The organism is Pedobacter sp. CFBP9032 (genome assembly GCF_034045265.1).
In the GTDB taxonomy this organism is placed as follows: domain Bacteria; phylum Bacteroidota; class Bacteroidia; order Sphingobacteriales; family Sphingobacteriaceae; genus Pedobacter.
Genome location: NZ_JAXCWE010000001.1, coordinates 53,341 through 78,108 on the forward strand (window position 1 = coordinate 53,341; position 24,768 = coordinate 78,108).

Consider the following 24,768-nt stretch of genomic DNA (forward strand, 5'->3'; position numbering starts at 1 on the left):
TACGGCCTGATTGAATGGAGCGTCTACAATGGGAGAAGGAGAAAATTATTTCCCTATATGGAAGAACTTAGAAAAAAACTTGCTGTTGATTTGACTAGAAACCAAAAATATTTCATCGTTGATTCAATGCCATTGGAGGTTTGCAAAAATGCAAGATATTATGCTATAAATTGCATGCTGCCTGTTCTGTAGACGGTGTATTCGATAATTTACTTGAGATAAAATTCAAATAATTATGTCAATACTAAATTCAATATCAACAGAGCAAAAGATGTTTATCGCCACCGACACGGTCTGCGCTATGTCCAACAAAGAAGGCAAAACTCCATATCCTGGAGTTCTTGCTGGGCACCAATCAAAAATTATGCAATTCCCGCATTTAAAATGCTGTGTGGTAGGTATGGGGTCGTCATTAGTGTCATCAATGCACTGTAGCTTTATTAATGATAATTAATTTGATAGTTTAGAGGATATGGTCGATAGAACCTTGGTAGAGTTTATAGATACTATTCCAGACCGAGGAACTTATGTTGAGGGGGAAGATAACATGATTGCGGCATTAAGCATTTTTGGATATATTGAGAGTGAGTTAAAATTAGCCGCATATTCCATACAGATATTACGTGGCGATGTTGTAGAATATAAACGAATTGATTTAGCACAAAATGAAGGTGTTGCTACCATGTGCACTCCAAGATTACCGGAAGACGAGGTCGATGCGTTGATGCCAGAAGTTATCACTCATGATGGCGGAGCAATTGATGCAATGTTCAATATTTGCACTAAACTTGTAAAGAACTCTGAAAATCCAGAGAGTTATAAGTTTCCGGTAGGTGGTCAATTTATTATGACTGTTATTTCTTTAGACGGTGGGTTTTATTCTTGCATAACCTCGAATTTGGCTAGGTTTTATAACTGGAATGTTACCGAATCAAAAATTGCTTTATTTAACAGTCAGATGCAGGAGGCAAAAAAATTGAAGTCCCAAATGTCGGACATCGATAATAAAATAAAACAGCTTGATCTTTTATATCCCATTTAAATAAATTATTATAAATCCCCTTCGCATAACTTGCGAGGGGGATTTTGTAGTTTTGTTATTCAAATCATCCATGATAATGAAAAGACTGCTCTCTTTAATCCTGCTCCTTATACCAATTGTTACGATAGCTCAATCTAAAAGCGAATTTGTATTGACTCCAAAGGGTTTTGTAAATAAGGAACATACTTGGCTAATTATATTGTAATTGATTGCCCAGGAGAGAGCAAAGCCAACTTATACAAGAATACTTTAAAGTATCTTAATAGCCAGTTTACTTCACCAAAGGATGCGTTCTCGTTAGTTGATAACGAAAGCATTACAATTAACGGAACGGATAGCAGAATCCCGGTGAAGGGATATACCGGCTCGTTTATTCTTGATTATTCATTAACGATCGAGGTTAAGGATGATAAACTTAGAATTCTCGCACCATCAATCAATCAAATATACGGCTATCCGGTCCGCGATATCATAACAATCGGGGTTACTGGAGATAAGTACAATAAAACTATTTACAACTCTAAAGGTGAAGTAAAGCTTGAAAAAACGAAGAAGGTTATTGAGTTAATATTTAAATCTTGGATTATTAAAACTAAGATAGCGATCGAGAAAGCTAAATCAGATAAGTGGTAATTTTTAGTTACAAACCATCATGTTAGCTACCAGATTATATTGCCACAATCATTGACTTTACCTTCGCTCATGAATTCGTTAATGTAGTCATCTTTGCTTAGCTTCTGGATTTTCCATCTTTCTACAACCTTACAGTTTAGCTTTTGATAGTTCTTGATCGCCACATTATACCCTTGGAATTTATCGGACACAGCACCATAACCTATTCCGTCCACGTGTTGTAAAGAATAACATATAATTGATAATACATTAGTTATATTGAATAAACCCGGCGCCTGTTTGGCTTTCATTTTATTTGCGAAATAATCTAGAAGTAAAAGGGACGATTTCCGAGGCGCATCTGGCCAGTCTTTCACGTATTCATCTGGTTTACTGTGAACTAAAGAGAGGTCTTTAAAGTCTTCGTCTGATTTATTCACCAAATTAACAAGGCACAAATCATCTTTACTATCCCAAACACCAATTGTTATTTCGTAGACTCCTGGCGGCTGGTGTTGTAATATTTCATATGCGGCTGTCATGCGCCTGTTTGCAGCATAAAAAATCGGAATACTATCCGGATTTGCCCTGCCCTGAGAAATCCTATTAAGATTTACCCCTATTTGCTCGATGTGTGATGCATGTTTGAAAGAGCTATCGTTTAATCTGGCTCTAACTAACTGTCCTTTAGTGAATGCCCTTGTTATTGGGTATGTATCGCCAGCTTTTATTCCCAAACACTTTTCAAAAGCAAAAAATAATTGCTTGATTTCTTTGTTTAAGCATTCATTATCAAGAAGATTAAGTGCTTTTTGCACTTGATCAGGATCTTGAAGATAGGAGGGGAAGGATATACCATTCATAAATTTAAATTATTATTTTATTACTTTGCTTTTTGGATTTGTTGAAGCTATTTCTGGTATCCGTTTATTAGTTGTTCCCTTGCTTTGGTTTTCTTAATACGATCTGTAGACTTAAGGACTTTATTTAACTAATATTAATTTTTTCTGCTAGGTCTAACTAGACTTTATTTAATGATGAATTTCTTTCTTTTTTTTGAATTTCCGTTTTCTGCCTTAATGTTTCACCATAACTTTTTTCTAATTGAGCGTACAATTTTACGTTGCTATACCAAATATCGTATAAATCACGATCCAAAGTTTCCCATATCTCAGGATGAATAGTTTTTCCAAACGGATGAAAGATCATCAGGTTGAAACTATTCTCAATTTGGATCAATCTTTCTAGTATTTTAGTATCAACAACATCTTGTAAAAGCAATATTTCCTTAAGTGTAGTTTTGCTCTCTACGTGAAGAAAAGTTAGAAGATTACTCCAGTTCAAAAAACTTCCAAAATTCTGACTTTGAACGACTGTTGCTGGATCAATTACTTTAAGTGCTTCTTTAAAAGATTCTTGTGATAACTTTACAAACGGAGATCTATCCAATTTCAAACCTTCCGTGATAATACTCATCTTGGCATACATGATAATTATACGGTTATGTATAAAAAGTGAAGATTTTATCTTTTTGTGTTCTTTAGGGATTTGAACATTGATAAAGTAGAAAATTGTTGATCCGAAAATAGCATAGCAAGCTTTGAGGTAAATCGTACCTATACTGTAAATGAAATGGAATGGTGAAGGTATATTTATCAAATAAAGCTCAATCAAGAGTATTGATAAAGTAGCAAGAATAAAAGCCATTTTGACCTCCTTTCTTATTCCAATTAATGCGGTATAGATTATACTTTTTGCTTTAGATTCTTTATGGAAGTTGTGTTTTGTTTTTTGAGCGTTCATTATCAAATATAATTGTTCCTATTACTGCTAACCTATGTTATTTTTCCATTACCTACTTTTCTTCCTCTGGTGCTTTACTAAGAATATCATCTGCAAGATCTTTTAATACTTCCCATCCTTTTTTAAGATCATCATCTGTAAGACGGGCGAGGCCGTTGCCAGACTTCCTGCCTGCAAGCTTGGCACTTAGCGTTGTTCGGGCATACTTAGTTTCTGGGTACATTTTGTCAGCGATAGCGGATTTGTTCAATTCTTCCCTTTCTAACAAATCCTTAAAGTCTTGTTGTTTCATTGAGCAAAGATAACAACCAAAAATAGACGTAATCTACAAGTGTAGATTATGACAAATCTATGACCATATACTAAACCATATACACTACTCTTGTAGAGTACAAAAAGGGAAACCGTAATATGAAATCAAGAGTGTTTAAAACAGCATGGCAAATCGCCTCCAACTTCAAAACTTTTGCAGAAGCATTAAAGCATGCCTGGGAATTGGTAAAGCTAAAATACGCTATGATAAAAGGCGTCGTGAAGTTCACTTACAAAAGGGTTGACGGAACAAACAGGGCTGCGGTCGGAACACTGCAGAATGTTGATGCAAAATATACCTTCCAAGGTAATGCTAAGACCAACAGCAACATGGTCTACTTTGATTTAGAAATGGATGCATTTCGTTGCTTCAAAATTGAAAATTTAATCTTCTAATATGAACAATTACACCAGACCAGCAAAACACCTTGCCCGTCATGTACAGTGCCTTTACGGCATTGCCATTGAAAGGGATGAGATTAAGCTCAAAGCTATTAGCGAAATTCAATCAATTTGCCGTGTGCCCATCGAAAGCAAAGATCACTATACAAACATGCTAGATGGGGAGCCTTTGACAATAACCATTGAAGAAAACAATACTTAATAATTGCCACCCTATCCTCTGGGGGTATAATACCCTAACCATTTACCACTTACAAACCTGTTATGACTACTCAAAATAAAAACCAAAACACTCGGCTACCTGATCAGGTAGTAGCTAATCTGGAAGATCTTAAGTTTAAGATATCAGAATTTTTTGATATCATAGGTTACGATGATTATAGCGCCCTATTAATTGAATTAGTTAGCGCAGTAAGCGGTCCAGATCCAAGATGCGGTAAAAGAAGTCATTTTGAGATTGCTGGCGCTGTGGATCAATTAAACCTCTTGACGGAAATACTGCGGAGCGCCCAAATACATGTTGAGATATTAAATAACTTACAACCCGGTTTCCAGGGTAATAACTTAGGTTTAATAGATATCATTCATATGGATATTGAGGGGATACGCAGTAATCTGTTCCATTGTTTAGGTAGCTGGATTTACCAAGATGTAACGGGAAATGCAGATTTAGCTTACATAGCTTCAGTCTCTCAACAATTTTTGGAAGTGTTGGATTGGTTATTCTCAGCCAATATGTTTAACGATGAAGCGAAAGGGGGTAACAATGCTTAATAATCAACCCTACTGAAGAAAGATTCTTACATATTGTTATCTCTAAATTTGAAACATTATACAGTATTTCAGACATTGAACACCATCTAAAAGACCTATTGCTAGCTGATAGCAAACATTTCAGCCGGGGATATAGAAACTCATCACTATGCCTTTAAAGTGACCGCAGCGCATGCGATTAGTTCATTTCTGCGGAGTCTTGAATTGGCTTTTAGCTTAATATGCATTACGGATAGACCTGAATTAGAAGCAATTCAGGCGGAATTAGATAAGATAGACTTAATGGATGTGGAGTCCCTATTTGCTAAACCCTTATCATGATGGATAGCGAAGGATTCGGACTATGAAGGCCAAGACATATACGAAATTGCAGAAACTTCCAATACATATAATACAGTTCAATATATCATTGAATTGTGATTTGAACTAAACGAAAAATTAACCACCACTCAAAACTAAACTACCATGCAAACTAACCAAAAAGCTGCGGGCCTGATCAAGACCCTTGAAAAATTAAATAAGGATGTTGCTAAAAGCGGCATCCTTGCCGAAAGCATCAGCGCTGAGCAAGAGTATTTACTTGATCAAATCATTCATAGTTTTTCGCAATCAATACGTCATATCGAAACCGCAGCGCCAGTGCTTAGATTAGACAGATTGAAGGTGTTTTTAAATCATTTGAAAACCGGAAAACTATGTCAAAAGTTTGAATTCGGTGATCATACCCTAACTGCGGAATACGCGGAACTATTCTCTGAATATTGGGGTAAACACTTTGATAAACGGGGAATGATGACCGGTAAGTATAAACTCCTTGAATGCTCAAGCTTTGAAGGTGAAAGGTTTTTCTTTGGTTTAACCTGGAAACAACAAACACACCTTACATTTTGCTATAGTCAAAACCCTGAATGGGGAAATGTTAAGATTACTGGCAGAACCAGTAGAGCCAAGTTAATTGAGAATATAGAACAGTTCGTAGCTTATTTTGAGAATGGGGGCCGTCAATGTTTGGTTTACCAATAATTACAACTCATTGGACACTCACCAATTATACATTAGTAGGTGGTGCTACTAAGTACAAATTAGGAGCAAATCAATCGAGTAAACACCAGTTACAGCGTTATAAATTTGCAGGTAATTTCAAATTACTATCAAACAAGAAGCCATTGTGCGAAAATCACACATTGATAAAAATAGCCTGGTTACAACCATAAGGTGCTGATTTCTGAATTGATAGATTCATGAGCCAGAAAAGCAAACCTATCAGATTCATGTATCCGAAAATCGGACAGGTTGGTGATCGGCTAATATGCGTAAGGGTTAGATTGTAGTGATTCATTTCGAAAATCCAATTTTATAATTTCGTTCATTGTCAGTAAGTTACCTAATAATGGAAGCAAAAATATGCCATATTATTACATGACTAGAGACGGGTTTACTTTCACTGCTATGATAGATTTCTGCCTTAGGAAGATCAAAGGGATTTAAGTCGACCATTAAAGGGGCAAAACGAAACTGTGATTACAATATTTCAGAATGAAAGCAATATTTTTGCTTAAAAAGAAATACATGGATAAGCCAAATGTTGCAATAGTAGACAACGCATTGTTAGAACGATTAATATCAAAGATTGAGAATCTTGAGCAAATGGTCATAAGCCAATTGGAGGAAATTTCAGAAGCTAAAAAATCTTATCTCACATTAGAGGAAACTGGTAGATTGTTGAATATGAGTGAGAAATGGATGCACACTAATAAGCATGAAATAGGATGCTCCAAGACGGGTGGAAAATGGTTATTTCAGAGAAAACATATTAGAGAATACATAGAGCAAGATTTCTTTAAAAAATAGCAGAAGCAAATTCAATTTTTCAAAGTGCGAATTAAAGGTAACACATTTTGTAGATTCAGGTAACAGCAAATGCCGACTAAGCCATACAGAAATGTGTGGCTTTTTTAGTATTCGCAGTTTGGATCACTTTTTTCGCAAGCACCTTTTACAGCATATATCTCTACTATATCAAGTTTCCCATCGCCATCAAAATCAACGGTTATAGAAACATCAAAATTAGTTTCATTTAAACGGAGGATCTTGTAATAAGAATCCTTTGGGCCTCGTAAAACTAAATTTTCGCCTTCCAATCGCCAAATAGTAGAGCCACTAGTAGCAGTACAATTAGCATTGTATAGATTTTCATCATATTGATGATCACGGCCAGGTCGATTTCTAAAGTAAAAGGCATCTTTTGTTTTGCATTTATGAACATATGGCGTATTTACACCATTTAACTTGATGCTTTCATAAACCCACCTGCCTAAAACTTGGGACTCGTTGTATACAATTTTGTTTTGTTCTTCTTCTTTTCCTTTCTTACAAGAGAAAGCAAAAGCAATTATGAGTAGCGCTAAAATTTTCTTCATGCACAAAATTATAAAATTTAAGCTATTAAAATTAGGTTTTCTTTTGGGATTCTGAATTAAAAAATCAATGGTTTCGCGGACCTTTAATGTCCTCGAAGAGGTATGAGATTTATGCTAACTTATTAGCCACTCGAAATAAGTGCCACCAGATATTCCGTATTTTATCGGTAAATTAGCTATTAATCAAGAAAAGCCTTGGATGTAAAGGCTTTCTTTCAAACTAACCAAAGCATGATTTTTATTTTATCGGCTGGATATTTTTAGAGGTTAATGGTTGAAATAGATTAAGCAATATTGCAACATAAATTTCGGTATGTTTAAAGAATTTAACTGTGATGTAAAGCCTAATCATGACCCTACTCCTTTAAATTCATTATAATTATGAAAAAATCTATTTTGACGCTATTCGTATTATTGCCATTTGCAGTTTTTGCACAGAAACAAGAAAGCACTCCCTTCCCTGGAGCAACGAAAATAATTATACAGAATAATAATAGCGCAGCCGATAACTACACCCTTACCGCGGAAAAACTACTCGATCAAAGCTATATGATCGATAAAAGCGATAAAGAGTTTTACCAGCTTTATACTGGTGGAATTAAAGTATACGGAGAAGGATCAGTACGTTTGATGTCGCTTTATGTCTTGAATAGAAAAGGTAGCATTACGATAGTTGGCAGAACAAAGAAAACCGAACAACTTAGAATAGTGAACACGCCACAAGACACGGATAATTATGAAAATGCTGTTTATAAAAAATCTTTATTAATGAAAAATGTTTATGAGAAAATGGAACAGTTTGCGAAATCAATCGGCGGCACTATAGTTTATTCTGAGTAATTTTAGGAATGAGAAGGCTTTACAAACCCGACGTCGTTATTGCTGAACGTGAGAAAACGTGAGATGTTGATTTTTCGTCACACTTGATGTAGATTATTAGCCTCCCCAAAATTGGGGGCATTGAATCTTAATTGAGATCCAAAAAATGGTGAACGTGATCCGGCCTAAATCATTTAATATTTTATCCTAATAGCAACGAAAGGATTATTCAAAGATAAATCAACTTGAAGGACAAACCCTTCTGAAAGTACCCCCTTTAGTACCCCCACAGGGATTTATAATACAAAAAAAGCCTTCAACACTTGCTGAAGGCTTAATATTCGTTTTAAAGGTGGAGAATATCGGATTCGAACCGATCACCTCTTCACTGCCAGCGAAGCGCTCTAGCCAAATGAGCTAATCCCCCTTGTGCAGCAAAAATAGTAATTAGTTTAGCTAAAGCAAATGATAATTAATTATTATTTTCATCTAAATTTTAACGTTCGAATTTAATTGCAAAAACGGCCATAATTGAGATCACACTTAAGGCCGATGGAAAAGGGTGATTAATAAAAAGGAAAAGTATAAAAAAAGCAACCGTTAAGAGCACCAAAAACATGAATGCCTTAAAAATAGTATCCATCTGAAACACGGCTATTATTGCTAAAAGGCAAATACATATGGTAATGGAGGTGAGAAACATAAGCCTAATTTATAAGCTTAATATTAAGCCTTCATTATGTGGCAATTAAGTCGCTGGTTTTTTGATTTAAAAGATCCTGATACACAGAGACAAATTGAGAAACATGAAAGCCATCCATCAAGGCATGGTTAACATGAATAGAAACCGACATTAACTTTCGCCCACCTTCCTCGCGCACCTGGCCAAAAGATAATTTCGGACAGCTGTCTTTAAAAGAGAAATTGCGTGCATGCGAAATAGATTTAAAGTTAAGCCAGGGTAAAGCAGAACAATGGATCACGTTTTCACCACCGGCTGATGGAATCAAACCCGTGCTATTTTCAACTTTATTAATTTCTTTCATCGCCCCAGCTTTAAAAGATTCAAAATCGGGATGAAAGTCGATATACCCAAAGCCGAAAGTTCCGTTTGGCCGGTTAATGGTTGCAGAAGCATGAACTTGCTCATATTTCCAAACTTCACCATCAATAATGCGGTAACGAAACGGCTCTATGCTATTTGCGGCTAATAGAGATTTATGTAAATAGAGCAAAAAGAATGAAACGTCCTTTTCTTTTGCTTCGAGATATGTTGCCGTACAATCTACCGATACTGTTACGCCAAAAAAAGGCTCATCGAATGTATTAAAAAATTCGAAATGGTCTTTCCTAATCCAGCTATTAAGATCTAATTTTTCCTTCATATCATTAATTTTAGTAAAACTTCAGATAGATTTTCCATCTGATAAAAGTTTGGGTGCTCAATCGTATGATCGATATGCTCATGTACCCAGGTGGTATGAAAAGGAATGTGAACGGCATTTCCGCCGATGGCTAAAACAGGCAAAACATCAGATTTAAGTGAATTGCCAAGCATCAAAAATTCCTCAGGTTTACAATCCAGGTGCTTTATTAATTTTTGATAATCTTTATCCTGCTTGTCGCTCATAATCTCAATATGATGAAAATAATGATCAAGACCAGACTTCGTGAGCTTCCTTTGCTGATCAAGCAGATCACCTTTGGTAGCTACAACTAACTTGAATTTCCCGTACAAAGCTTTCAAAACCTCTTCTACGCCATCGAGCAATTCTACAGGTTTATTTAACATTTCCTGTCCTAAATCTATCACCTTCTGAATAATAGCCGGATCTATTTTCCCTTCCGTAATCCGAAGAATAGCTTCAATCATACTCAACATAAACCCCTTAATTCCGTAACCATATAGGGGTAAATTCGCAATTTCAGTTTTATATAACTCAGCTACGGTACTGTGCCTGGGCAGGAAGTTTTCTAAAAGCGCAGCAAACTGCTCTTCAACTTCACGAAAGTAGGGCTCGTTTACCCAAAGGGTGTCATCGGCATCAAATGCAATTACAGTAATTTGGTTATTCATTTTATGCTTATTTTTATTGCGACAAAAGTAAAATATCCAAACCACTCCATAAAGGACATTTGTCCATCACACAAGATATGCTCCGTACCAACCTTCAATTTCTGTCCTTTATCGAAAACTTTTGTCGCGAAAATACCGATTCAAAAATTTTGCTTAAAACTTTCAAACCCAGGCACAGATTTGTTCGCCAGGGAGAAACCATCACTAATATTTATATGATTAAAGATGGCATTACAAAATGTTTCATATCAGAAGAGAATGGCAAAGATTTCATCATGGAATTTTTAGGTAAGGGAGAGGTAATTGGCGAACTGGAAGCGCTAAAAAAAATGGAATGCCTTTGCAATGTGGAAGCCATAAGTGAGGTAACCGTTTATGCCATTCCTGATTATGTTTTTTCTGAACTGATTGCTAAAAACACCGTTTTTACCAACTTCCTCTTACAGGAATTATCCACCCGAATTATTCATACAAGCGCAAGAGCATCTTTTCAACAACTTTATACGCTAGAATATGGCTTATCAAAACTATTAACGCTCCAGGACGAAGCGCAAATCATGATCTCAAAAGAAGATATGGCTGCTTATCTGGGCATCTCTCTAAGAAGTTTTAACAGAACTTTAAGATCACTTATGGATAAAAATACCTTGTCTGCGAACCATAACAATACAAATCTTCATGTGGTTAACGAGTAAAACTTAAAACAACAAACTGATAATCTTACATTTAAAAATAAATATTCCAGCCTTGTAACGTTTTCAATAAAACATTCGTTTAACAGTTGAAACAATAGTATAAAAGAATATATTTGTAAGTCTTATAAACTAACGTTTAAGCATGTTGCAATACAATAAATAAATTTATTCTAACCACATTTTATCAATAAACTAGTGAGAAGCTCGTTTAGGCAAGTTTCAACTAACCAAATTCTTCTTATTACATCATTGATAAGCTGTGAACTGAAGCAGATTATCTTTATTAATATCAAAAATATGAGTGCTCATATAAATATTTACACCAATTCGCTTACGGATAATCTGATCCCAGAAATCGTTGAACGCTTAAATCAGCATGAAAAAGTGTTAAGCCTGGAGCAGTCATTTACTTTTAAAAACCCAAGAAGCATCCTGTCTCTGGCATTTAGATGGACTAAACCTAGCATCGAAATTTTAAATACCAGCGTATTAAAGGTACAATTCAGCACCTCTTTTAAACCTTTTGAACTTTCTGAATTTAAAAAGAAGAATGTTCGCCAAAAAGTGGTGAAGCAAAGCTTCATCGATAAATTATTGCGTAAAAAGAAAAAAAAGGTTTACAAACCAATCAAAATCAGTGCGGAAGTGGAAGCCCAACTTAAAGGATTTAAAAAAGTCTTCTCTATCAAATATTACCCCGGAAATTTATTCGAACATCACCTGGCAACACTATTAGGTAGTATTGTGACCGAAATGGGACAAGGAATTTGTCATTTTACAAATGAAGACATTTGGTACACCGATAAAAATGCTGTTGCAGAATGTATGGCCAATCTTTACTCGTTAGAAGATCTTTCAACATTAGCAGAAGAAAAAGTTATTCCTGTTGCTCCTGTTAAAATCGGTGTCTAAATTTATAGCACTTCGTTTTTAAATAGTTTTCCAGTAATAAATCAGCTATCATTCTTAACTGCTTTTTATTGCCGGTTATAAGGCGCTCTGCTGTTGCATAGTTTAAATAAAGCGTAGCTGTGTTAATTTCATCAAATCCCCTTTGCCATCCTTTTTACAGAGGATCATTGTTTTATGTTTTAAACTTAATTAGCAGTTTAAACAGCCATCAAACTTTTAAAGTAGAAATTTGTTAAATATTCTTTACAATAGACCTATTGTATTTGTCGTTAATAGGTATTAAATACAATAGATTAATTCAATTTAATGGCTTAATTTATTTTGTCTAAACGGGATCGCATCTGCCATATAGCATTTGCAGACAAGATAAAATATAAAATAGTTCATCAGGAATAAAATTATTTTGAGTTGAAAAAATCAATTTCTGATAAAGATTTTTATTTTTGAAGATATCATAAGAATCCTGATTGCATCCTTATTAACATATTACCTTAAATTAGAAAGAAAAACATGAATGTAGAAGACGTTTTTAAAAATAACGAAGAATGGATCGGCAGAAAGTTGGCCAATAATCCTGATTACTTTACTGAGTTAGCAAAGGGACAAACGCCTGAATTTTTATACATTGGTTGTTCTGACAGTAGGGTAACTGCAGAAGATTTAATGGGAATCCAGCCCGGACAAGCATTTATTCACAGAAATATTGCCAACCTGGTAAACAATGTAGATTTAAGTGTGATGACGGTATTAAACTATGCTGTTCGCCATTTAAAAGTGAAGCACATTATCGTATGTGGTCATTACAATTGTGGAGGCGTTAAGGCTGCCATGCAACCAGCTGATATGGGGATTTTAAACCCATGGCTGAGAAACATCCGTGATGTTTACCGCACACACAAAGATGAGTTAAATGCCATTGAAGATGAAGGCGTTCGTTATAACAGATTAGTAGAACTAAACGTTCAGGAACAATGTGTAAACTTGTTAAAAACAGCAGCCGTACAGGAAGCCATTACTTTAAGAGGCTTAACCGTACAGGGCTGGGTTTTTGACATTCATACCGGCCGTTTAATTGATTTAAAAATTGATTTCGAAGCTATTTTAAAAGACATTAAAGAGATTTATAATCTTTTTTAGTCGTTAAAAGACAGCGGTACGAAGCCGGTTGTTCGTTAGGTAAATTTAACCAGATGGTTTAAGACATCAGGTTAGGTCCTAAACGCAAATATTAAAAAAAACCGATGTACGGATTATGAAGCTAATGCCTCACCCCGCACATCGGTCTTTCCATATCTTGACTCCTAAATTTAGACTCTGGACTCAAGACGTTAAACTTACGACTCCAAACTATCTACCCATCCAACCGCCATCTACGGTTAAGATCGTTCCGTGAACGTAATCACTTGCATTAGACGCAAGAAACAATGTTGGCCCTTTAAAGTCTTCTGGCGTTCCCCACCTGCCTGCCGGAATACGAGATAATATAGAAGTACTTCTATCCTGGTCTTCTCTCAATGCCGAGGTGTTATCTGTAGCGATATAACCTGGAGCAATAGCGTTTACATTAACTCCTTTAGCGGCCCATTCATTTGCAAATGCCTTAGTAAGTGAAGCAATTGCACCTTTACTCGCTGCATAACCTGGTACAGTAATTCCACCTTGGAATGATAATAAGGATGCTGTAAAAATAACTTTTCCACTTCCTCTGGCAATCATATCCCGGCCAATTTCCCTGGTTAAAATAAAAGGAGCATCCTGGTTTACCGCAATAACTTCATCCCACATCTCATCAGGATGTTCAGCAATGGGTTTACGTAGAATAGTTCCGGCGTTATTTACAAGGATATCAATCACAGGATGATCAGTTTTTACTTTTGCAGCAAAAGCCACTGTTGCCTCTCGCTGACCAAAATCACACTGATACGCATAAAACTTCCTTCCTAGTGCCAAAACTTCCTTTTCAATCGCACTATCCCGAAGCTCCAGACTCGCCGAAACCCCGATAATATCTGCACCAGCCTCTGCTAAAGCCAACGCCATAGCCTTGCCTATTCCTCTTTTGCAGCCTGTTACCAAAGCAGTTTTACCTGCTAAATCAAATATTTTTGACATTTTAATTTTTTAGTTCTTTGTTATTAAGCGATCTAATATTCAATTTACAAATGCAGAAAGAATAACCGCTAAAATAATGATAGTTGTTTAAATTATTTTAAATCAGTAATTGCACAGTGATCCATATCGCCGTAATCAAGATTTTCTCCCGCCATACCCCAGATAAAGGTATAATTGCTCGTTCCTGCTCCAGAATGGATAGACCAGTTTGGCGAGATAACAGCCTGATCGTTTTGCATCCAGATGTGACGCGTTTCCTGTGGCTGACCCATAAAATGGCAAACACTTTGGTTTTGTGGAACTTCAAAATAAAAATAAGCTTCCATTCTCCTGTCATGCGTATGCGCAGGCATCGTATTCCAAACACTTCCAGATTTTAATTCTGTCATTCCCATCTGCAACTGACAGGTAGGCAAAACACTGTTTACTAAAAGTTTATTAATAATCCGGTGATTCGCCGTTTCAGGTGTACCAAGCTCAACAATTTCTGCTTCAGCTTTACTTACTTTTCTGGTGGGATAGGTATGGTGTGCAGGTGCAGAATTGATGTATAATTTAGTTGGCTCAGCAGCATCTGCCGATTCAAATGAAACTACCTTTGTTCCTTTTCCAATGTATAAGGCTTCTTTATAGTCCAGTTCAAATTGCTCACCATCAGCTGTAACAATGGCCTTTCCGCCTACATTGATCATTCCTAATTCTCTACGTTCTAAAAAGTAAGTGGCTTTTAAATCATCAGGGTTAGGCAAATCCAGTTTCTGGTTAACAGGCATTGCACCACCCACAATATATCTATCAAAATGTGATAAGGTTAAATTAATCTGGTCGGGCTCAAAAACATTTTCAATTAAAAAATTTTCACGCAATGCTGCGGTGTCCATTTGTTTAACTTCTTTTGGGCTTTGGGCGTAACGGCTTTCGAATTTATTCATGGTTAAAGTTTGAGATGTGTTAAAGCTGAATCATCAACTCTTATTCACAAATATATTTAACCCATGCTTATTATTTGAATTAATACTCAACTTTGTAGTCTTTTTTGATAAAAAATCTATAAACTGAGCTGATGGGTTAACTACATTCGATAGTTATTTATGGCCTATTATAAAGGCGTTGTGACTACCATTCTGATGCTTATTTTGTAAAGAAAGTATCCTAAAGCGCCTTATCTATCTTGTACCATAAATTTAAATATTTAAGTGATATTCTACAGATATTTCAACAGCTCCGCTTATTTTCTATTTGATACCACAATTTTCCGCCCATCGTTTAGATAACAAGTGGTATAACCTTTATCACGTTTGTAAAACATATTTGATCAAATACAATTTCTTAGGGCTGGGCGAATAAAAGGCGAAGTCATGCGGCGAACAGTAAAACGCAGGGTTAAAGAGCTCAGCAGCATCACCTGCCTCTTTAACGGTATATAAACTAGGTTTAAAACCATTGTGTTTCTCTTTTTCTATTATTAATTTTTCTACCATAAATTCAAAATCACGATTAGCAATTGTGGTTTTAAAATAACCTTTACCACGCCAGTTGTAGGTACCAAAGCCACCACTGCCGCCGCCTATTACATGATAATATTTCATTTTTTCTTCCGGATGAAAACCAAGAAGCTGCACGTCTTTCGGAATTTGGAAATTAACTTCTCCGGTTCTGAAAACAATATTACGGTACCTATCAGCACTTTCTTCATCAGGCACATTGGTATACGCTGCCATTTTTTGCCACATCAGGTGCCACTTTTCATCCTGATAAAAATAAAATTGCCTGTAATAACCGCTGTCTTTTACAAAACTCTTAAAGAAATAATAAACACTATGCTTTTGTGCCTTTTGTATAATTAACCGCTCCTGCTCTGGATTAAATTTATAGTCGGTATTTAATTCAACCATCTCCTGCCTGGTCGTATCGCCATTTAGCGGCCAGGTGTTAAAATAAGAATCTTCATCGCTGGTGTAAACAATGAAATTACCTACAAATTCTGCCCAATGTTTTTGATTGGCGATGTATAATGAATCGGTAACGTTCCCTTTACGATCAAGTTTATAAAATTGATAATCACCCTTAGTATCTTCATCTTTGCCAGCATCCAAATAAACAATCAGCTGATCATGAACAGATTTGAAAATTCGAATGGGATTCGGAGATGCTGCCACAGAAATTTTTGCTTCACAGAATAAGCTAACCTTAAAATCTTTCGATTGATAGTTTTCATTAATTTCATGGAAGGCGGCATACTTAGCAGGAACTGGCGCTTTGTTCACCTCTGTAATTAATCTTTCAGATCGAAAATAAAAAACTACTGCCACCACTATAAAGATTAAAACAAGTATCCATATCAACATTTTTTTCATTTTCTCCCCATATACAGATTAAAGATTCAACTCCTTTGACCGAAGCCAAATCAATCTATTGTTTGTAGAAAACCTATAAGTATCCTGCCACCAGCGCGCACCTCCACGGCAGGTACTAAATAGTAATTTCTTTTTTTTATCCAAAGTAACATCGCAAAGGCTGCTGCATTCAGCATGTTTAAAATCTGGTTCGATCATTTTTTCAAACCGCTTACTTTCCGGATGATATAACCAAATTCCAAAAGTTCTGTACACTCCCATCCCTGCATCCGGAATGGAAAAACCCAAGTCGTCATAACCGTCAAAATTATAATCTTCAACATAACTTTGCCTTCTGGCATCTGGCGAATCTACATTTGGCAAAATCACTGAAGTGGTTTGTCCGTTAGGATATTTAATCTCCAGCTTGTTGTTACTGATACGGTTGAAATTGATAAGTGCATCATGTACAATCAACGTGCTATTTCCAGAGTCTTCCTTATTTTGAAGCTGCTGTAATTCAAAGCGCCTGCCATCTTTTTTACGGAAATACCAACTATTTTCTATAGCATTTACTTTTTTGGTCAGGCCGTATTGGCCATTTACTTTCCCCGCGATCATCTCGTCCCACACATAAGTTACTACATCCGGTTTCCCGCTACTACGGCCACTGGTATCAACGCCATAACTTTTAATCCGCAAGGCGATCATATTGGCTTGCCCTTTATATTTCACACCAGCACCTTTTCCTTCGTTGCCAAAATAAAGATCCAGCGTAAATGGTTTACTTAAACCTACAGATTGGAGTCTGATGGGTTGTGCAAAAGACTTGCCCGCAAGCATTATTAAAAACCCAAAAATGATAATGGCTATTCTTTTCATGTTAAACTTAAGCTAATCTATCAATTTTGTGCCACCTAGCAAAGCTAAAGCTCCCCTATTTCAAAACAATTTCACCATTAATCGGCTTATAATTACATGAAAGTTTTAAAAGCAATTTTAGCAGGTTTTGCTGGTGCAGCGGCCTTAAATATATTACATGAAACTGTTCGCAGGTTTGACCGTGATGCACCGAGGGTTGATTTATTAGGAGAAGAAGCCCTAACCAAATCTTTGAACAGCCTCAATATTAAAGCGCCTACCGGCGATAATCTTTATGCGGCTACGCTGGCTGGAGATCTCATTAGCAACGGAATTTATTATACCACCATCGCCATGTCTGGCAGTAAAAATCTCTATCTCAAAAGTGCAGTTGCAGGCATAACGGCTGGTTTAGGTGCAATAAAACTTCCGGATAAAATGGGATTGGATGATGAACCCGTTACTAAAACAGATAAAACCAAAGTGCTCACAGTAGCCTGGTACCTGATTGGTGGATTGGTTACCGCAGCTGTTTTTAACCGCTTAAACAGAGATTAGCTGATGAGGAAACTGCAGTATATTTTTATTTTAATACTCACGTCAATCACTTTTATTTCTTGTAAAACAGGTTCGGTAAATCTATTCAAAGCAGCTAGTCCGCACGAACAGTACAAAATAAAACTAGAAACTGCTGGTTTAGACAAAACTGCGATGGGCTTGGCCTGGATAAGCGCTGCAGAATCGAGTATTCAAAAAGCGTTAAACATCAATTTACCCTATAAAGAAACGGGCTATTTCGATGCCGGTAAAATTCCGGCCGCAGCCTATCAGTTCTCCGCAACTAAGGGGCAAAAAATTACCATCAGTTTAAATAAAAAACCTGTGCAATCTGCGCTATATCTGGATCTCTGGCACCTTACCGATATTAATAATCCAAAGCGAATTGCATCAGCCGATACCTTGAACAACCCGATCCAATACGACATAGATGAAACAGGAAATTATTTAATCCGGCTGCAGCCAGAACTACTTCAAAATGTAGCATATACGCTGGAAATTACTACCGGACCTTCACTGGCTTTTCCTACACAATCGAAAAGCAAAAGTATTGGCAGTTTCTGGGGAGATGGAAGAGATAATAATGCGAGGAAGCATGAAGGTGTTGATATTTTTGGACCGCGTAGAAGTCCGGTTGTGGCAAGTGCCGCCGGAACGATTACCCGTGTAAATGAAAATAACCTCGGCGGAAAAGTAGTCTGGCTTAGACCAAAAGGAAAAGACTACACCTTATATTATGCTCACCTGGATGAACAGGTTGCCAGAGAAGGCCAGGAAGTAAAAATTGGCGACACGATAGGCCTGATGGGCAATACCGGAAATGCCAGGACGACTGTTACTCATCTGCATTTTGGCATCTATACCTTCGGCGGCGCAGTAAATCCCCTCCCTTATATCGATCCCGTTACCAAAACGCCTGCCAACATCAATGCGGCACTTGGTAACCTGAACAAGATATTGAGAACCTCTTCCAAAGTAAATTTATATGGTTCACCAGAAAATAAAGCATCGATAGTAACTACATTAAGCCCGGAAACGATCATCAATGTTCATTCAGCAACTGGAAATTATTATAAAGTAGCGTTACCAGATGGAAAAATCGGCTTTATTAATAGCAACGCACTCCGCCAAACGATAAAGCCACTTCGAAAATTAACGATCAAGATCGCGCAGGAAAACGTATATGACCAACCTGATAGTTTAGCGGCAATTAAAATTAATTTAAAGGCAGGTCAAACCGTTAGCGTACTGGGTAATTTTAACAATTATCAGTTAATCAGTGACGAAAATGCGCAAGTTGGATGGATTGTCAAGTAAATTTGAAAATGAAAATATTTCAACAAGCGCTATCGTTAAGGGAACGAAGACGAGGATTTCATATTATAACGGACGAAGTGGAAAATGCACTACCCGAAATTAGGGAAATCAAAACCGGAATCTGCCAGGTTTTTATTCAGCATACTTCTGCTTCCTTAACGATTAATGAGAATGCAGACCCAACCGTTAGGGTAGATTTTGAAATGTTTTTCAATAAAACCGTTAAGGAAAATGACCCCAACTATAGACATGACTACGAAGGATCTGATGACATGCCTGCCCATCTAAAATCTGCAATTCTCGGGAGTTCGGTTAGTATTCCAATCACCAACGGAAGGCTTGCCTTGGGCACCTGGCAAGGAATTTATCTATGTGAGCATCGAAATTATGGTGGCTCCAGAAAATTGGTAATCACTGCCTGGGGTCAGTAATCCGTAGTTAAATCTAATCATTTTGTAATGAAGTTTATTAACGTTACAAACATAAACAACATATCAAACTTAACGGTAGATAACCAGGTACTACTTATCTTCTGCATGTTGCTTAACTTCTTCCACCAGTTCTGGATGGTTATCCTGAATAGAACCGCCACCCGTTTCTACTTCAACTTCTTTTGTTGTTACGGCATAATGCGATGGATAGATTTCTGATCCATAAGCTATAGCATAAGCTTTGGTAAATTCTGCACCGAAGTAAAGGATAATAGAGGAATAATAAGTCCACAGCAATACGACCACTAAAGATCCAGTAGCACCATATGTACCGCCTACGTCACTTTGCCCGATATAAAGTGAAATTCCAAATTTACCAACCATAAACAAAACGGCAGTAACCACAGCACCGGCAATTACGTCTTTCCATTTGATGATGGCATCCGGTAATACCTTAAATATTACACCAAAAATCAGAGAAATAACAGCCAATGTTACCGCTTGGTTAACTACATAGAACACATAGTAAGAAACATCTGCAAAACGAGCTTGCAACCTGCCGCTAAAAGCATCTAAAAGTGATGTTACTCCTAAAGAAACTAACAAAACAAATCCTAAACTAATAATCACAGAGAAGGATAAAAAACGATTTTGAAGCATTTTTACCCAGCCTCTTTTTGGCTTCGGCTTAATTCCCCAAATGGTGTTTATGGAATCCTGGATATCACCAAAAATAGTCGTTGAACCGATTAACAGCGTAACAATTCCAATAATTAGTGCAAAGGTGCTTTTGCCATCCAGGTAGGCATTTTTAATCAGCGTTTGTAACGATGTGGCAGACTCCCGGCCCAGAAAACTTTCTAGCTGCTCATATACCTGTCCTTCTGCAATTTCTCGTCCTAAAAATATACCACACAAGGAAATGACAACAACCAGCAATGGCGCCATAGAAAAAACGGTATAATAGGCCAGTGAGCCACTTAACTTGGTTACTTTATGATCGCCAAAACCTGTAAAAGCTGCTTTAAGCACGCTCCATAATCCCTTTAAAGTTATTTTAGTTTTAGCCATAAGTATCGGATAGAATAAATAGTATCTATGTCTTAACCACCTAAAAGCAGAATTGTTTAGCTTTTATAGGAATGATCAAGATGTTATCTTCCAATCAGGCAATTACTGGAATAGAAAAACAGAATGTAGAACCTTTGCCTTCTACAGAATCAACCCAGATTCTACCGCCTAATCTTTTTACAATTTCTGAAGAGATATACAAGCCTAAACCTAAGCCAGGAAAGGTATGTTCCTTTTCGCCACTTACGCGGTAAAACTGCTCAAAAACATGATCTTGTAATTCGGCGCTGATGCCAATTCCATAATCCCTCACCGACACCTGAACGCTATCCTGATGATCGGCCGTATAAATGATCACTTCATTTGCCTCCGGAGAATATTTAACAGCATTGGTTAACAAATTGGTAATTACCTGGCAGATGCGATCCCGATCACCTACAATAGTTTTTTTAAAGCTTAAATCTGAATGAATGATATGTTTAAATGATGTCCGCTGCACATCTTCTATTACTTCCTCCACCATTTCATTAAAATCAAATGCTGTTTCATTAAACTGCATCCTTCCTGAGTTAATTTTGGTTACATCGAGCAAGTCGCTGATGAGATTAGTTAAACGGTCTACCTGTTTATTCATTTTGCCCAAGAGATCGGCATTTTTGAAATCGCCCGAACGTTTAAACATTGATTCCAGCACCTGCGCATAGGCCTTCAGGCTGGTTACGGGTGTTTTTAATTCATGACTGGCAATACCTAAGAAATTATCTTTTTGTTTTTCCAGTTCCTTTTGGTCGTGCACATCAGTATTTGTACCATACCATTTTATAATGTTTCCATCGGTATCTTTTAATGGAATGGCCCGCACCAGGTGCCAGCGGTAATTTCCAAACTTATCCAGGCTACGGAATTCGGTCTCGTACGGATTACCACTTTTCAGCGAGGCATTCCAAATTTTAACTGCATTTGAAATATCATCCGGATGAACATTTTCTACCCAGCGGTTACCAAGTGTTTCTTCATCGTTTTTACCAGTTTGATCAAACCATCTTTTATTGATATAATCTAAATTTCCATCTGGCTTACTTGACCAAACTACAGGAGGCACGCTATTCGCTAAAAACTCCAGCTCATCAACAGCATTTTGTAAGGCTGCATTTTTATCTGCAAGAATTTTCCTGATATTTAATTCCGGCCTTAAATCTCTTGCTATAGCAGCAATAGCCATCGGTGTATTGGTAAACTCTTCCCTGATCATGTAAAATTGCTTATGAATCGGGATAATCTCTGCTGTTACCTGGTGTAATAGTTCCAATTCTCCAGACCATTTGCCATCAGCAAACAGCTTAGGAAATACCTCATTTTTAATTTTTTCATTCGATGATTCAGTATGGTAATCGAACAGGTGCGTATTTAGAATCTGATCTTCCTTTATACCAATAAGTGCAATCCCGGAAGGATTAATGTACCTGGTATATCCATCAATATCGCAATAGTTACAAAAATCTTCACTACTATCAATAATCGTAGCCAGTTTCTGAAGTTCTGCTTTCACCCGAATTTCCGGTCTCAAATCTCTGGCAGTAGCACCCCTTCCGATAACCGCTCCGGTCTCCGGGTCCTTGATTAATAAATAACTGACCATACAAGGGATTGTTTCCTTCGTTTGATAATTAAGCAGGGTGATGTTGCCTGTCCAGCCCTTCACTTCATCAATTTCATTGATAATCCGATTTTGAACACGGTCTAATTCTTCAGGCGTATAAAAATCTTTTGCACTGAATGTAGTTACATCGGCATCCAGCGCAATGCCCAACATTTTTCTGGAAGCTTCATTCATATAGATCAAATTACCATCCAGATCGGCAATCGTCATGTGATCTGCATTATTATTCACCAATGTTAACAACTGGTGCTCCCGCTGCCTGGCTTTAACTTCGTTGGTAATATCCTGCACGATTCCAGCAAAGCGATAGGCAATATGGTCCTCATTTAAATAAGCCTTCCCCCTACAGTGAACCCACCTGATCTGCTTATTTGCTTCGCCGATGGTGCGGTATTTTATGTCATAATGGCTATCATCATTAATTGCCCGGGCTACAGCATTGCGCACCATTTCTTCATCTTCTGGGTGAATGCAAGACAATACTTCTTCATATCCGATTTCTCCTTCATTACGAAAGCCAAAAAGTTCCCGGCATTTTGCATCCCAGTTAACCTGATTATTAATCAGATCCAGATCCCAAGTACCAATTTCGGCAGATAAGAGCGCAAAAGATAAACGTTGCTGCGTTTCAATAACCTGTTTTTTGGCGTTAACCAGTTCAGTAAGGTGCGCCGCAGTATTGATAATGGCGAAAACTTTGCCATCGTCATTTTTGATTGGCTTATAATTAAAAGTGAAATAAAAGGTTTGTAAAGTGCCATCAACTACCAGATTGGCCGGAAATTCTTTTGTATAATAGGTTTCTCCACTTTGAAAAACCTGCCTCAGGATTTCCAAAAATGGTTGTCCCTCAAGTTCTGGAACAGCTTCCATTAGTTTAGTTCCGATGACTGATGCAGGTTTGCCCCATAGATCAAGCATGGCTTGGTTGGCAGCCATTACAACCGTATCTTCTCCAACATATATAGCCGTTGGCATAGGCGATGCCTCTACGAGCGATTTATATCTCTCCGCCTCAGAAAATTGCGATACCATTAAATAGTTTTGTTCATTAAAGATATAAAATAAGCCATTACTTAATGAAAAATAAAAGGTAATAAAAATACCCCCAAACAGTGTCTAACTTTTTGGGGGCAGTGCATTAATCAGTGCTCTTGTGTTGTTGTGGTAATTATTTGGCTTTAATCCATGTAGCCAGATCATTTATGAGCACTTCTGAAACATTTTTTGGCACCAGGTATTGGGCTGTTGTAGTCTTTTCAGTTTGCTCACTAAGCAGGTGATTTAATGTCGGATAATATTTTAGCTGAACATTCTTCTTTTTTCCTAAAGCAGCGTTCCAAAGGTCGAAATCAGCTTTGCTGACCTGAAAATCATTACCTCCCTGTACAATGAAGATACGTTGTTTGTTTAATCCTTTGGCAACCGAAACCTGATTGTAAACATTTAAATCTATCCAATATTTAGCGGAGATACCTAAAATTACAGAATCTGGTTTTATAGTAGTTCCCAACTGGGTAATTCTGCTTTTATTAATTTCTTTTATCGCATCGCTTAACTGCTTTTTATTCGCTGCTGTTGTATCTTTTGATAAATTAAACATGTATTGATTTTGCTCAATGATGAGATCGGTGAATTTTCTGGCTGGTGCGGCAGCAAGAATAATCCCTGAAACTTCTGGCGATGTTGCTGCCAACCTCGGCGCTAACATACCACCTAAGCTATGTCCAAATACGAATACCTGCTTTGCGTCTGCACCGGGAATGGTTTTAGCCAATGCAATTGCAGCAGTGGCATCATCTAGTACTTCTTCTTTTACCGTATATATCTTAGAAAACTCGTTAGGATAAACTAAAGTTCTTTTTACATAGCGTACAGAAGCAATTCCTTTGGCCGCTAAACCGCTTGCAAGATCTTTGAAGGGTTTATTAGCACCTACGGTTTCGTCCATATCACTTGGCCCTGAACCATGAACAAATACCACTACCGGGAAATTCTTTGCATTTTTTGGGGTAGTAATGATAGTTGCAAGCTGCCTGCCCGCTGGACCTAGATAAACTGATTTTTCGCTATACAGATTGGTATCTGCGTAAACCGGCTTTGAATAGGCAGATGTTGTTTTAGCAGGGGCTAGAAAAATACCAACTATTTTCTGTGCTTTATTAAAGCCTAAAATAAAATTCTGATTACCATTGCTGAACTTGCCTTCAACGGTTACGGCAAAAAATTCACCCTGTGCCCTGCTTTGAATGGCATCAAAAGATTCTGCCTTTCCGAATTTTGTACCCATATCAAACCAGAGTTTCTTAAGACCGTCTTCTGTTAGCTTTGATTTTAAGGTATCATCGAAAGTAGCATGCGCATCGGCAAACTTTTCTTCCTGTAATAATTTAAAAAAATCATTAGCACTGTTGAATAGCTGAATAACGTTTTGGGAGAATGCGCTGGTGGTAAATAATAAAGCGACTACTATTAATATACTTTTTTTCATGTAGTGATGGGAGTTTTCGTACAATATTCAAAGTTAATAATATTTGGCACTCAAAACCTATCG

Annotated in this window: 27 protein-coding genes and 1 tRNA gene; 14 read left to right on the plus strand and 14 right to left on the minus strand. The window is 37.0% G+C overall.

Annotated features, from left to right (window positions below; genetic code table 11):
* Window positions 1-472: 472 nt before the first annotated feature.
* Together SOM16_RS00210 and SOM16_RS00215 are read left to right on the plus strand one after the other, a co-directional pair.
* Window positions 473-1,042, plus strand: coding sequence for a hypothetical protein (locus tag SOM16_RS00210; protein ID WP_320461995.1), 570 nt, complete (start codon window positions 473-475; stop codon window positions 1,040-1,042).
* Window positions 1,043-1,228: 186 nt separating this feature from the next.
* Window positions 1,229-1,675 carry a DUF4468 domain-containing protein gene (locus tag SOM16_RS00215; protein WP_320461996.1) on the plus strand — a complete coding sequence of 149 codons (447 nt, stop codon included), beginning with the start codon at window positions 1,229-1,231 and terminating at the stop codon, window positions 1,673-1,675.
* Between the two features lie 26 nt (window positions 1,676-1,701).
* Here SOM16_RS00215 and SOM16_RS00220 read toward each other — a convergent pair whose 3' ends face one another.
* The 3 genes from SOM16_RS00220 to SOM16_RS00230 form a co-directional block, all read right to left on the minus strand.
* Window positions 1,702-2,517, minus strand: a complete 816-nt coding sequence (locus SOM16_RS00220; RefSeq protein WP_320461997.1) for an RES family NAD+ phosphorylase — start codon at window positions 2,515-2,517, stop codon at window positions 1,702-1,704.
* A 157-nt stretch (window positions 2,518-2,674) separates the two neighbouring features.
* The gene (locus SOM16_RS00225; protein WP_320461998.1) at window positions 2,675-3,457 is read right to left on the minus strand and encodes a hypothetical protein; all 783 of its coding nucleotides are present in this window, start codon (window positions 3,455-3,457) and stop codon (window positions 2,675-2,677) included.
* Between the two features lie 52 nt (window positions 3,458-3,509).
* On the minus strand, window positions 3,510-3,749 hold the full coding sequence (locus SOM16_RS00230; RefSeq protein WP_320461999.1) for a hypothetical protein: 240 nt from the start codon (window positions 3,747-3,749) through the stop codon (window positions 3,510-3,512).
* A 119-nt stretch (window positions 3,750-3,868) separates the two neighbouring features.
* Between SOM16_RS00230 and SOM16_RS00235 the strand changes: the two genes are divergently transcribed.
* The 5 genes from SOM16_RS00235 (at window position 3,869) to SOM16_RS00255 (ending at window position 6,796) form a co-directional block, all read left to right on the plus strand.
* Window positions 3,869-4,165: an SH3 beta-barrel fold-containing protein gene (locus SOM16_RS00235; protein ID WP_320462000.1), complete on the plus strand. Its 297-nt coding sequence runs from the start codon at window positions 3,869-3,871 to the stop codon at window positions 4,163-4,165.
* A 1-nt stretch (window position 4,166) separates the two neighbouring features.
* Window positions 4,167-4,373, plus strand: coding sequence for a hypothetical protein (locus SOM16_RS00240; protein WP_320462001.1), 207 nt, complete (start codon window positions 4,167-4,169; stop codon window positions 4,371-4,373).
* Window positions 4,374-4,435: 62 nt separating this feature from the next.
* Window positions 4,436-4,945, plus strand: coding sequence for a hypothetical protein (locus SOM16_RS00245; protein WP_320462002.1), 510 nt, complete (start codon window positions 4,436-4,438; stop codon window positions 4,943-4,945).
* A gap of 465 nt (window positions 4,946-5,410) precedes the next feature.
* The gene (locus SOM16_RS00250) at window positions 5,411-5,968 is read left to right on the plus strand and encodes a hypothetical protein (RefSeq protein ID WP_320462003.1); all 558 of its coding nucleotides are present in this window, start codon (window positions 5,411-5,413) and stop codon (window positions 5,966-5,968) included.
* A 513-nt stretch (window positions 5,969-6,481) separates the two neighbouring features.
* Window positions 6,482-6,796, plus strand: coding sequence for a helix-turn-helix domain-containing protein (locus SOM16_RS00255; RefSeq protein ID WP_320462004.1), 315 nt, complete (start codon window positions 6,482-6,484; stop codon window positions 6,794-6,796).
* A gap of 104 nt (window positions 6,797-6,900) precedes the next feature.
* Here the strand turns inward: SOM16_RS00255 and SOM16_RS00260 are convergent, their stop codons facing one another.
* On the minus strand, window positions 6,901-7,365 hold the full coding sequence (locus tag SOM16_RS00260; RefSeq protein ID WP_320462005.1) for a lipocalin family protein: 465 nt from the start codon (window positions 7,363-7,365) through the stop codon (window positions 6,901-6,903).
* A 381-nt stretch (window positions 7,366-7,746) separates the two neighbouring features.
* Here SOM16_RS00260 and SOM16_RS00265 point away from each other — a divergent pair, with 381 nt between their 5' ends.
* Complete coding sequence (locus SOM16_RS00265; protein WP_320462006.1) at window positions 7,747-8,205, plus strand: hypothetical protein; 459 nt, start codon at window positions 7,747-7,749, stop codon at window positions 8,203-8,205.
* Between the two features lie 332 nt (window positions 8,206-8,537).
* Here the strand turns inward: SOM16_RS00265 and SOM16_RS00270 are convergent.
* From SOM16_RS00270 to SOM16_RS00280, 3 genes are all read right to left on the minus strand, one after another.
* Window positions 8,538-8,611, minus strand: a tRNA-Ala gene (locus SOM16_RS00270).
* Between the two features lie 310 nt (window positions 8,612-8,921).
* A complete protein-coding gene (locus tag SOM16_RS00275) occupies window positions 8,922-9,569 on the minus strand; it encodes a chloramphenicol acetyltransferase (protein WP_320462007.1) in 648 nt (215 codons plus the stop codon).
* Window positions 9,566-10,261, minus strand: a complete 696-nt coding sequence (locus SOM16_RS00280) for an HAD family hydrolase (protein ID WP_320462008.1) — start codon at window positions 10,259-10,261, stop codon at window positions 9,566-9,568. Before SOM16_RS00280 ends, SOM16_RS00275 begins: the two co-directional genes overlap by 4 nt.
* Window positions 10,262-10,338: 77 nt before the next feature.
* Here SOM16_RS00280 and SOM16_RS00285 point away from each other — a divergent pair, with 77 nt between their 5' ends.
* The 3 genes from SOM16_RS00285 to SOM16_RS00295 all read left to right on the plus strand — a co-directional run bounded on the left by SOM16_RS00285 (window position 10,339) and on the right by SOM16_RS00295 (window position 13,005).
* On the plus strand, window positions 10,339-10,956 hold the full coding sequence (locus SOM16_RS00285) for a Crp/Fnr family transcriptional regulator (RefSeq protein WP_320462009.1): 618 nt from the start codon (window positions 10,339-10,341) through the stop codon (window positions 10,954-10,956).
* Between the two features lie 297 nt (window positions 10,957-11,253).
* Entirely contained in the window at window positions 11,254-11,868 is a 615-nt protein-coding gene (locus SOM16_RS00290; RefSeq protein WP_320462010.1) for a hypothetical protein, read from the plus strand.
* 510 nt (window positions 11,869-12,378) lie between these two features.
* On the plus strand, window positions 12,379-13,005 hold the full coding sequence (locus SOM16_RS00295) for a carbonic anhydrase (RefSeq protein WP_320462011.1): 627 nt from the start codon (window positions 12,379-12,381) through the stop codon (window positions 13,003-13,005).
* 210 nt (window positions 13,006-13,215) lie between these two features.
* On the opposite strand, the gene SOM16_RS00300 is transcribed toward SOM16_RS00295, so the two are convergent.
* From SOM16_RS00300 to SOM16_RS00315, 4 genes are all read right to left on the minus strand, one after another.
* A complete protein-coding gene (locus tag SOM16_RS00300) occupies window positions 13,216-13,980 on the minus strand; it encodes an SDR family NAD(P)-dependent oxidoreductase (protein ID WP_414692238.1) in 765 nt (254 codons plus the stop codon).
* 92 nt (window positions 13,981-14,072) lie between these two features.
* Window positions 14,073-14,912 carry a 5-dehydro-4-deoxy-D-glucuronate isomerase gene (kduI, locus tag SOM16_RS00305; protein ID WP_320462012.1) on the minus strand — a complete coding sequence of 280 codons (840 nt, stop codon included), beginning with the start codon at window positions 14,910-14,912 and terminating at the stop codon, window positions 14,073-14,075.
* 360 nt (window positions 14,913-15,272) lie between these two features.
* Window positions 15,273-16,292, minus strand: a complete 1,020-nt coding sequence (locus SOM16_RS00310; protein ID WP_320462013.1) for a hypothetical protein — start codon at window positions 16,290-16,292, stop codon at window positions 15,273-15,275.
* Between the two features lie 63 nt (window positions 16,293-16,355).
* Window positions 16,356-17,198 carry an XAC2610-related protein gene (locus SOM16_RS00315; RefSeq protein WP_320462014.1) on the minus strand — a complete coding sequence of 281 codons (843 nt, stop codon included), beginning with the start codon at window positions 17,196-17,198 and terminating at the stop codon, window positions 16,356-16,358.
* Window positions 17,199-17,294: 96 nt separating this feature from the next.
* Between SOM16_RS00315 and SOM16_RS00320 the strand changes: the two genes are divergently transcribed.
* Genes SOM16_RS00320 through SOM16_RS00330 form a run of 3 tightly spaced genes read left to right on the plus strand, consistent with a single transcriptional unit; the run spans window position 17,295 to window position 19,483 of the window.
* Window positions 17,295-17,735 carry a hypothetical protein gene (locus SOM16_RS00320; RefSeq protein ID WP_320462015.1) on the plus strand — a complete coding sequence of 147 codons (441 nt, stop codon included), beginning with the start codon at window positions 17,295-17,297 and terminating at the stop codon, window positions 17,733-17,735.
* Window positions 17,736-17,738: 3 nt separating this feature from the next.
* On the plus strand, window positions 17,739-19,052 hold the full coding sequence (locus tag SOM16_RS00325) for a peptidoglycan DD-metalloendopeptidase family protein (RefSeq protein ID WP_320462016.1): 1,314 nt from the start codon (window positions 17,739-17,741) through the stop codon (window positions 19,050-19,052).
* 8 nt (window positions 19,053-19,060) lie between these two features.
* Window positions 19,061-19,483, plus strand: coding sequence for a secondary thiamine-phosphate synthase enzyme YjbQ (locus SOM16_RS00330; RefSeq protein WP_320462017.1), 423 nt, complete (start codon window positions 19,061-19,063; stop codon window positions 19,481-19,483).
* A gap of 90 nt (window positions 19,484-19,573) precedes the next feature.
* Here SOM16_RS00330 and SOM16_RS00335 read toward each other — a convergent pair whose 3' ends face one another.
* The 3 genes from SOM16_RS00335 to SOM16_RS00345 form a co-directional block, all read right to left on the minus strand.
* The gene (locus SOM16_RS00335) at window positions 19,574-20,554 is read right to left on the minus strand and encodes a YihY/virulence factor BrkB family protein (protein WP_320462018.1); all 981 of its coding nucleotides are present in this window, start codon (window positions 20,552-20,554) and stop codon (window positions 19,574-19,576) included.
* 94 nt (window positions 20,555-20,648) lie between these two features.
* A complete protein-coding gene (locus SOM16_RS00340; RefSeq protein ID WP_320462019.1) occupies window positions 20,649-23,249 on the minus strand; it encodes a PAS domain-containing protein in 2,601 nt (866 codons plus the stop codon).
* Between the two features lie 136 nt (window positions 23,250-23,385).
* Window positions 23,386-24,705: an alpha/beta hydrolase gene (locus SOM16_RS00345; RefSeq protein WP_320462020.1), complete on the minus strand. Its 1,320-nt coding sequence runs from the start codon at window positions 24,703-24,705 to the stop codon at window positions 23,386-23,388.
* Window positions 24,706-24,768 lie beyond the last annotated feature (63 nt).

Coding starts and splice junctions, on each gene's coding strand:
- SOM16_RS00335 (WP_320462018.1), bottom strand. CDS start 20,554: ATGGCTAAAACTAAAATAACTTTAAAGGGATTATGGAGCGTGCTTAAA.
- SOM16_RS00315 (WP_320462014.1), bottom strand. CDS start 17,198: ATGAAAAGAATAGCCATTATCATTTTTGGGTTTTTAATAATGCTTGCG.
- SOM16_RS00265 (WP_320462006.1), top strand. CDS start 7,747: ATGAAAAAATCTATTTTGACGCTATTCGTATTATTGCCATTTGCAGTT.
- SOM16_RS00245 (WP_320462002.1), top strand. CDS start 4,436: ATGACTACTCAAAATAAAAACCAAAACACTCGGCTACCTGATCAGGTA.
- SOM16_RS00210 (WP_320461995.1), top strand. CDS start 473: ATGGTCGATAGAACCTTGGTAGAGTTTATAGATACTATTCCAGACCGA.
- SOM16_RS00285 (WP_320462009.1), top strand. CDS start 10,339: ATGCTCCGTACCAACCTTCAATTTCTGTCCTTTATCGAAAACTTTTGT.
- SOM16_RS00300 (WP_414692238.1), bottom strand. CDS start 13,980: ATGTCAAAAATATTTGATTTAGCAGGTAAAACTGCTTTGGTAACAGGC.
- SOM16_RS00330 (WP_320462017.1), top strand. CDS start 19,061: ATGAAAATATTTCAACAAGCGCTATCGTTAAGGGAACGAAGACGAGGA.
- SOM16_RS00280 (WP_320462008.1), bottom strand. CDS start 10,261: ATGAATAACCAAATTACTGTAATTGCATTTGATGCCGATGACACCCTT.
- SOM16_RS00340 (WP_320462019.1), bottom strand. CDS start 23,249: ATGGTATCGCAATTTTCTGAGGCGGAGAGATATAAATCGCTCGTAGAG.
- SOM16_RS00290 (WP_320462010.1), top strand. CDS start 11,254: ATGAGTGCTCATATAAATATTTACACCAATTCGCTTACGGATAATCTG.
- SOM16_RS00220 (WP_320461997.1), bottom strand. CDS start 2,517: ATGAATGGTATATCCTTCCCCTCCTATCTTCAAGATCCTGATCAAGTG.
- SOM16_RS00230 (WP_320461999.1), bottom strand. CDS start 3,749: ATGAAACAACAAGACTTTAAGGATTTGTTAGAAAGGGAAGAATTGAAC.
- SOM16_RS00240 (WP_320462001.1), top strand. CDS start 4,167: ATGAACAATTACACCAGACCAGCAAAACACCTTGCCCGTCATGTACAG.
- SOM16_RS00225 (WP_320461998.1), bottom strand. CDS start 3,457: ATGAACGCTCAAAAAACAAAACACAACTTCCATAAAGAATCTAAAGCA.
- SOM16_RS00260 (WP_320462005.1), bottom strand. CDS start 7,365: ATGAAGAAAATTTTAGCGCTACTCATAATTGCTTTTGCTTTCTCTTGT.
- SOM16_RS00275 (WP_320462007.1), bottom strand. CDS start 9,569: ATGAAGGAAAAATTAGATCTTAATAGCTGGATTAGGAAAGACCATTTC.
- SOM16_RS00250 (WP_320462003.1), top strand. CDS start 5,411: ATGCAAACTAACCAAAAAGCTGCGGGCCTGATCAAGACCCTTGAAAAA.
- SOM16_RS00255 (WP_320462004.1), top strand. CDS start 6,482: ATGAAAGCAATATTTTTGCTTAAAAAGAAATACATGGATAAGCCAAAT.
- kduI (WP_320462012.1), bottom strand. CDS start 14,912: ATGAATAAATTCGAAAGCCGTTACGCCCAAAGCCCAAAAGAAGTTAAA.
- SOM16_RS00235 (WP_320462000.1), top strand. CDS start 3,869: ATGAAATCAAGAGTGTTTAAAACAGCATGGCAAATCGCCTCCAACTTC.
- SOM16_RS00325 (WP_320462016.1), top strand. CDS start 17,739: ATGAGGAAACTGCAGTATATTTTTATTTTAATACTCACGTCAATCACT.
- SOM16_RS00320 (WP_320462015.1), top strand. CDS start 17,295: ATGAAAGTTTTAAAAGCAATTTTAGCAGGTTTTGCTGGTGCAGCGGCC.
- SOM16_RS00295 (WP_320462011.1), top strand. CDS start 12,379: ATGAATGTAGAAGACGTTTTTAAAAATAACGAAGAATGGATCGGCAGA.
- SOM16_RS00345 (WP_320462020.1), bottom strand. CDS start 24,705: ATGAAAAAAAGTATATTAATAGTAGTCGCTTTATTATTTACCACCAGC.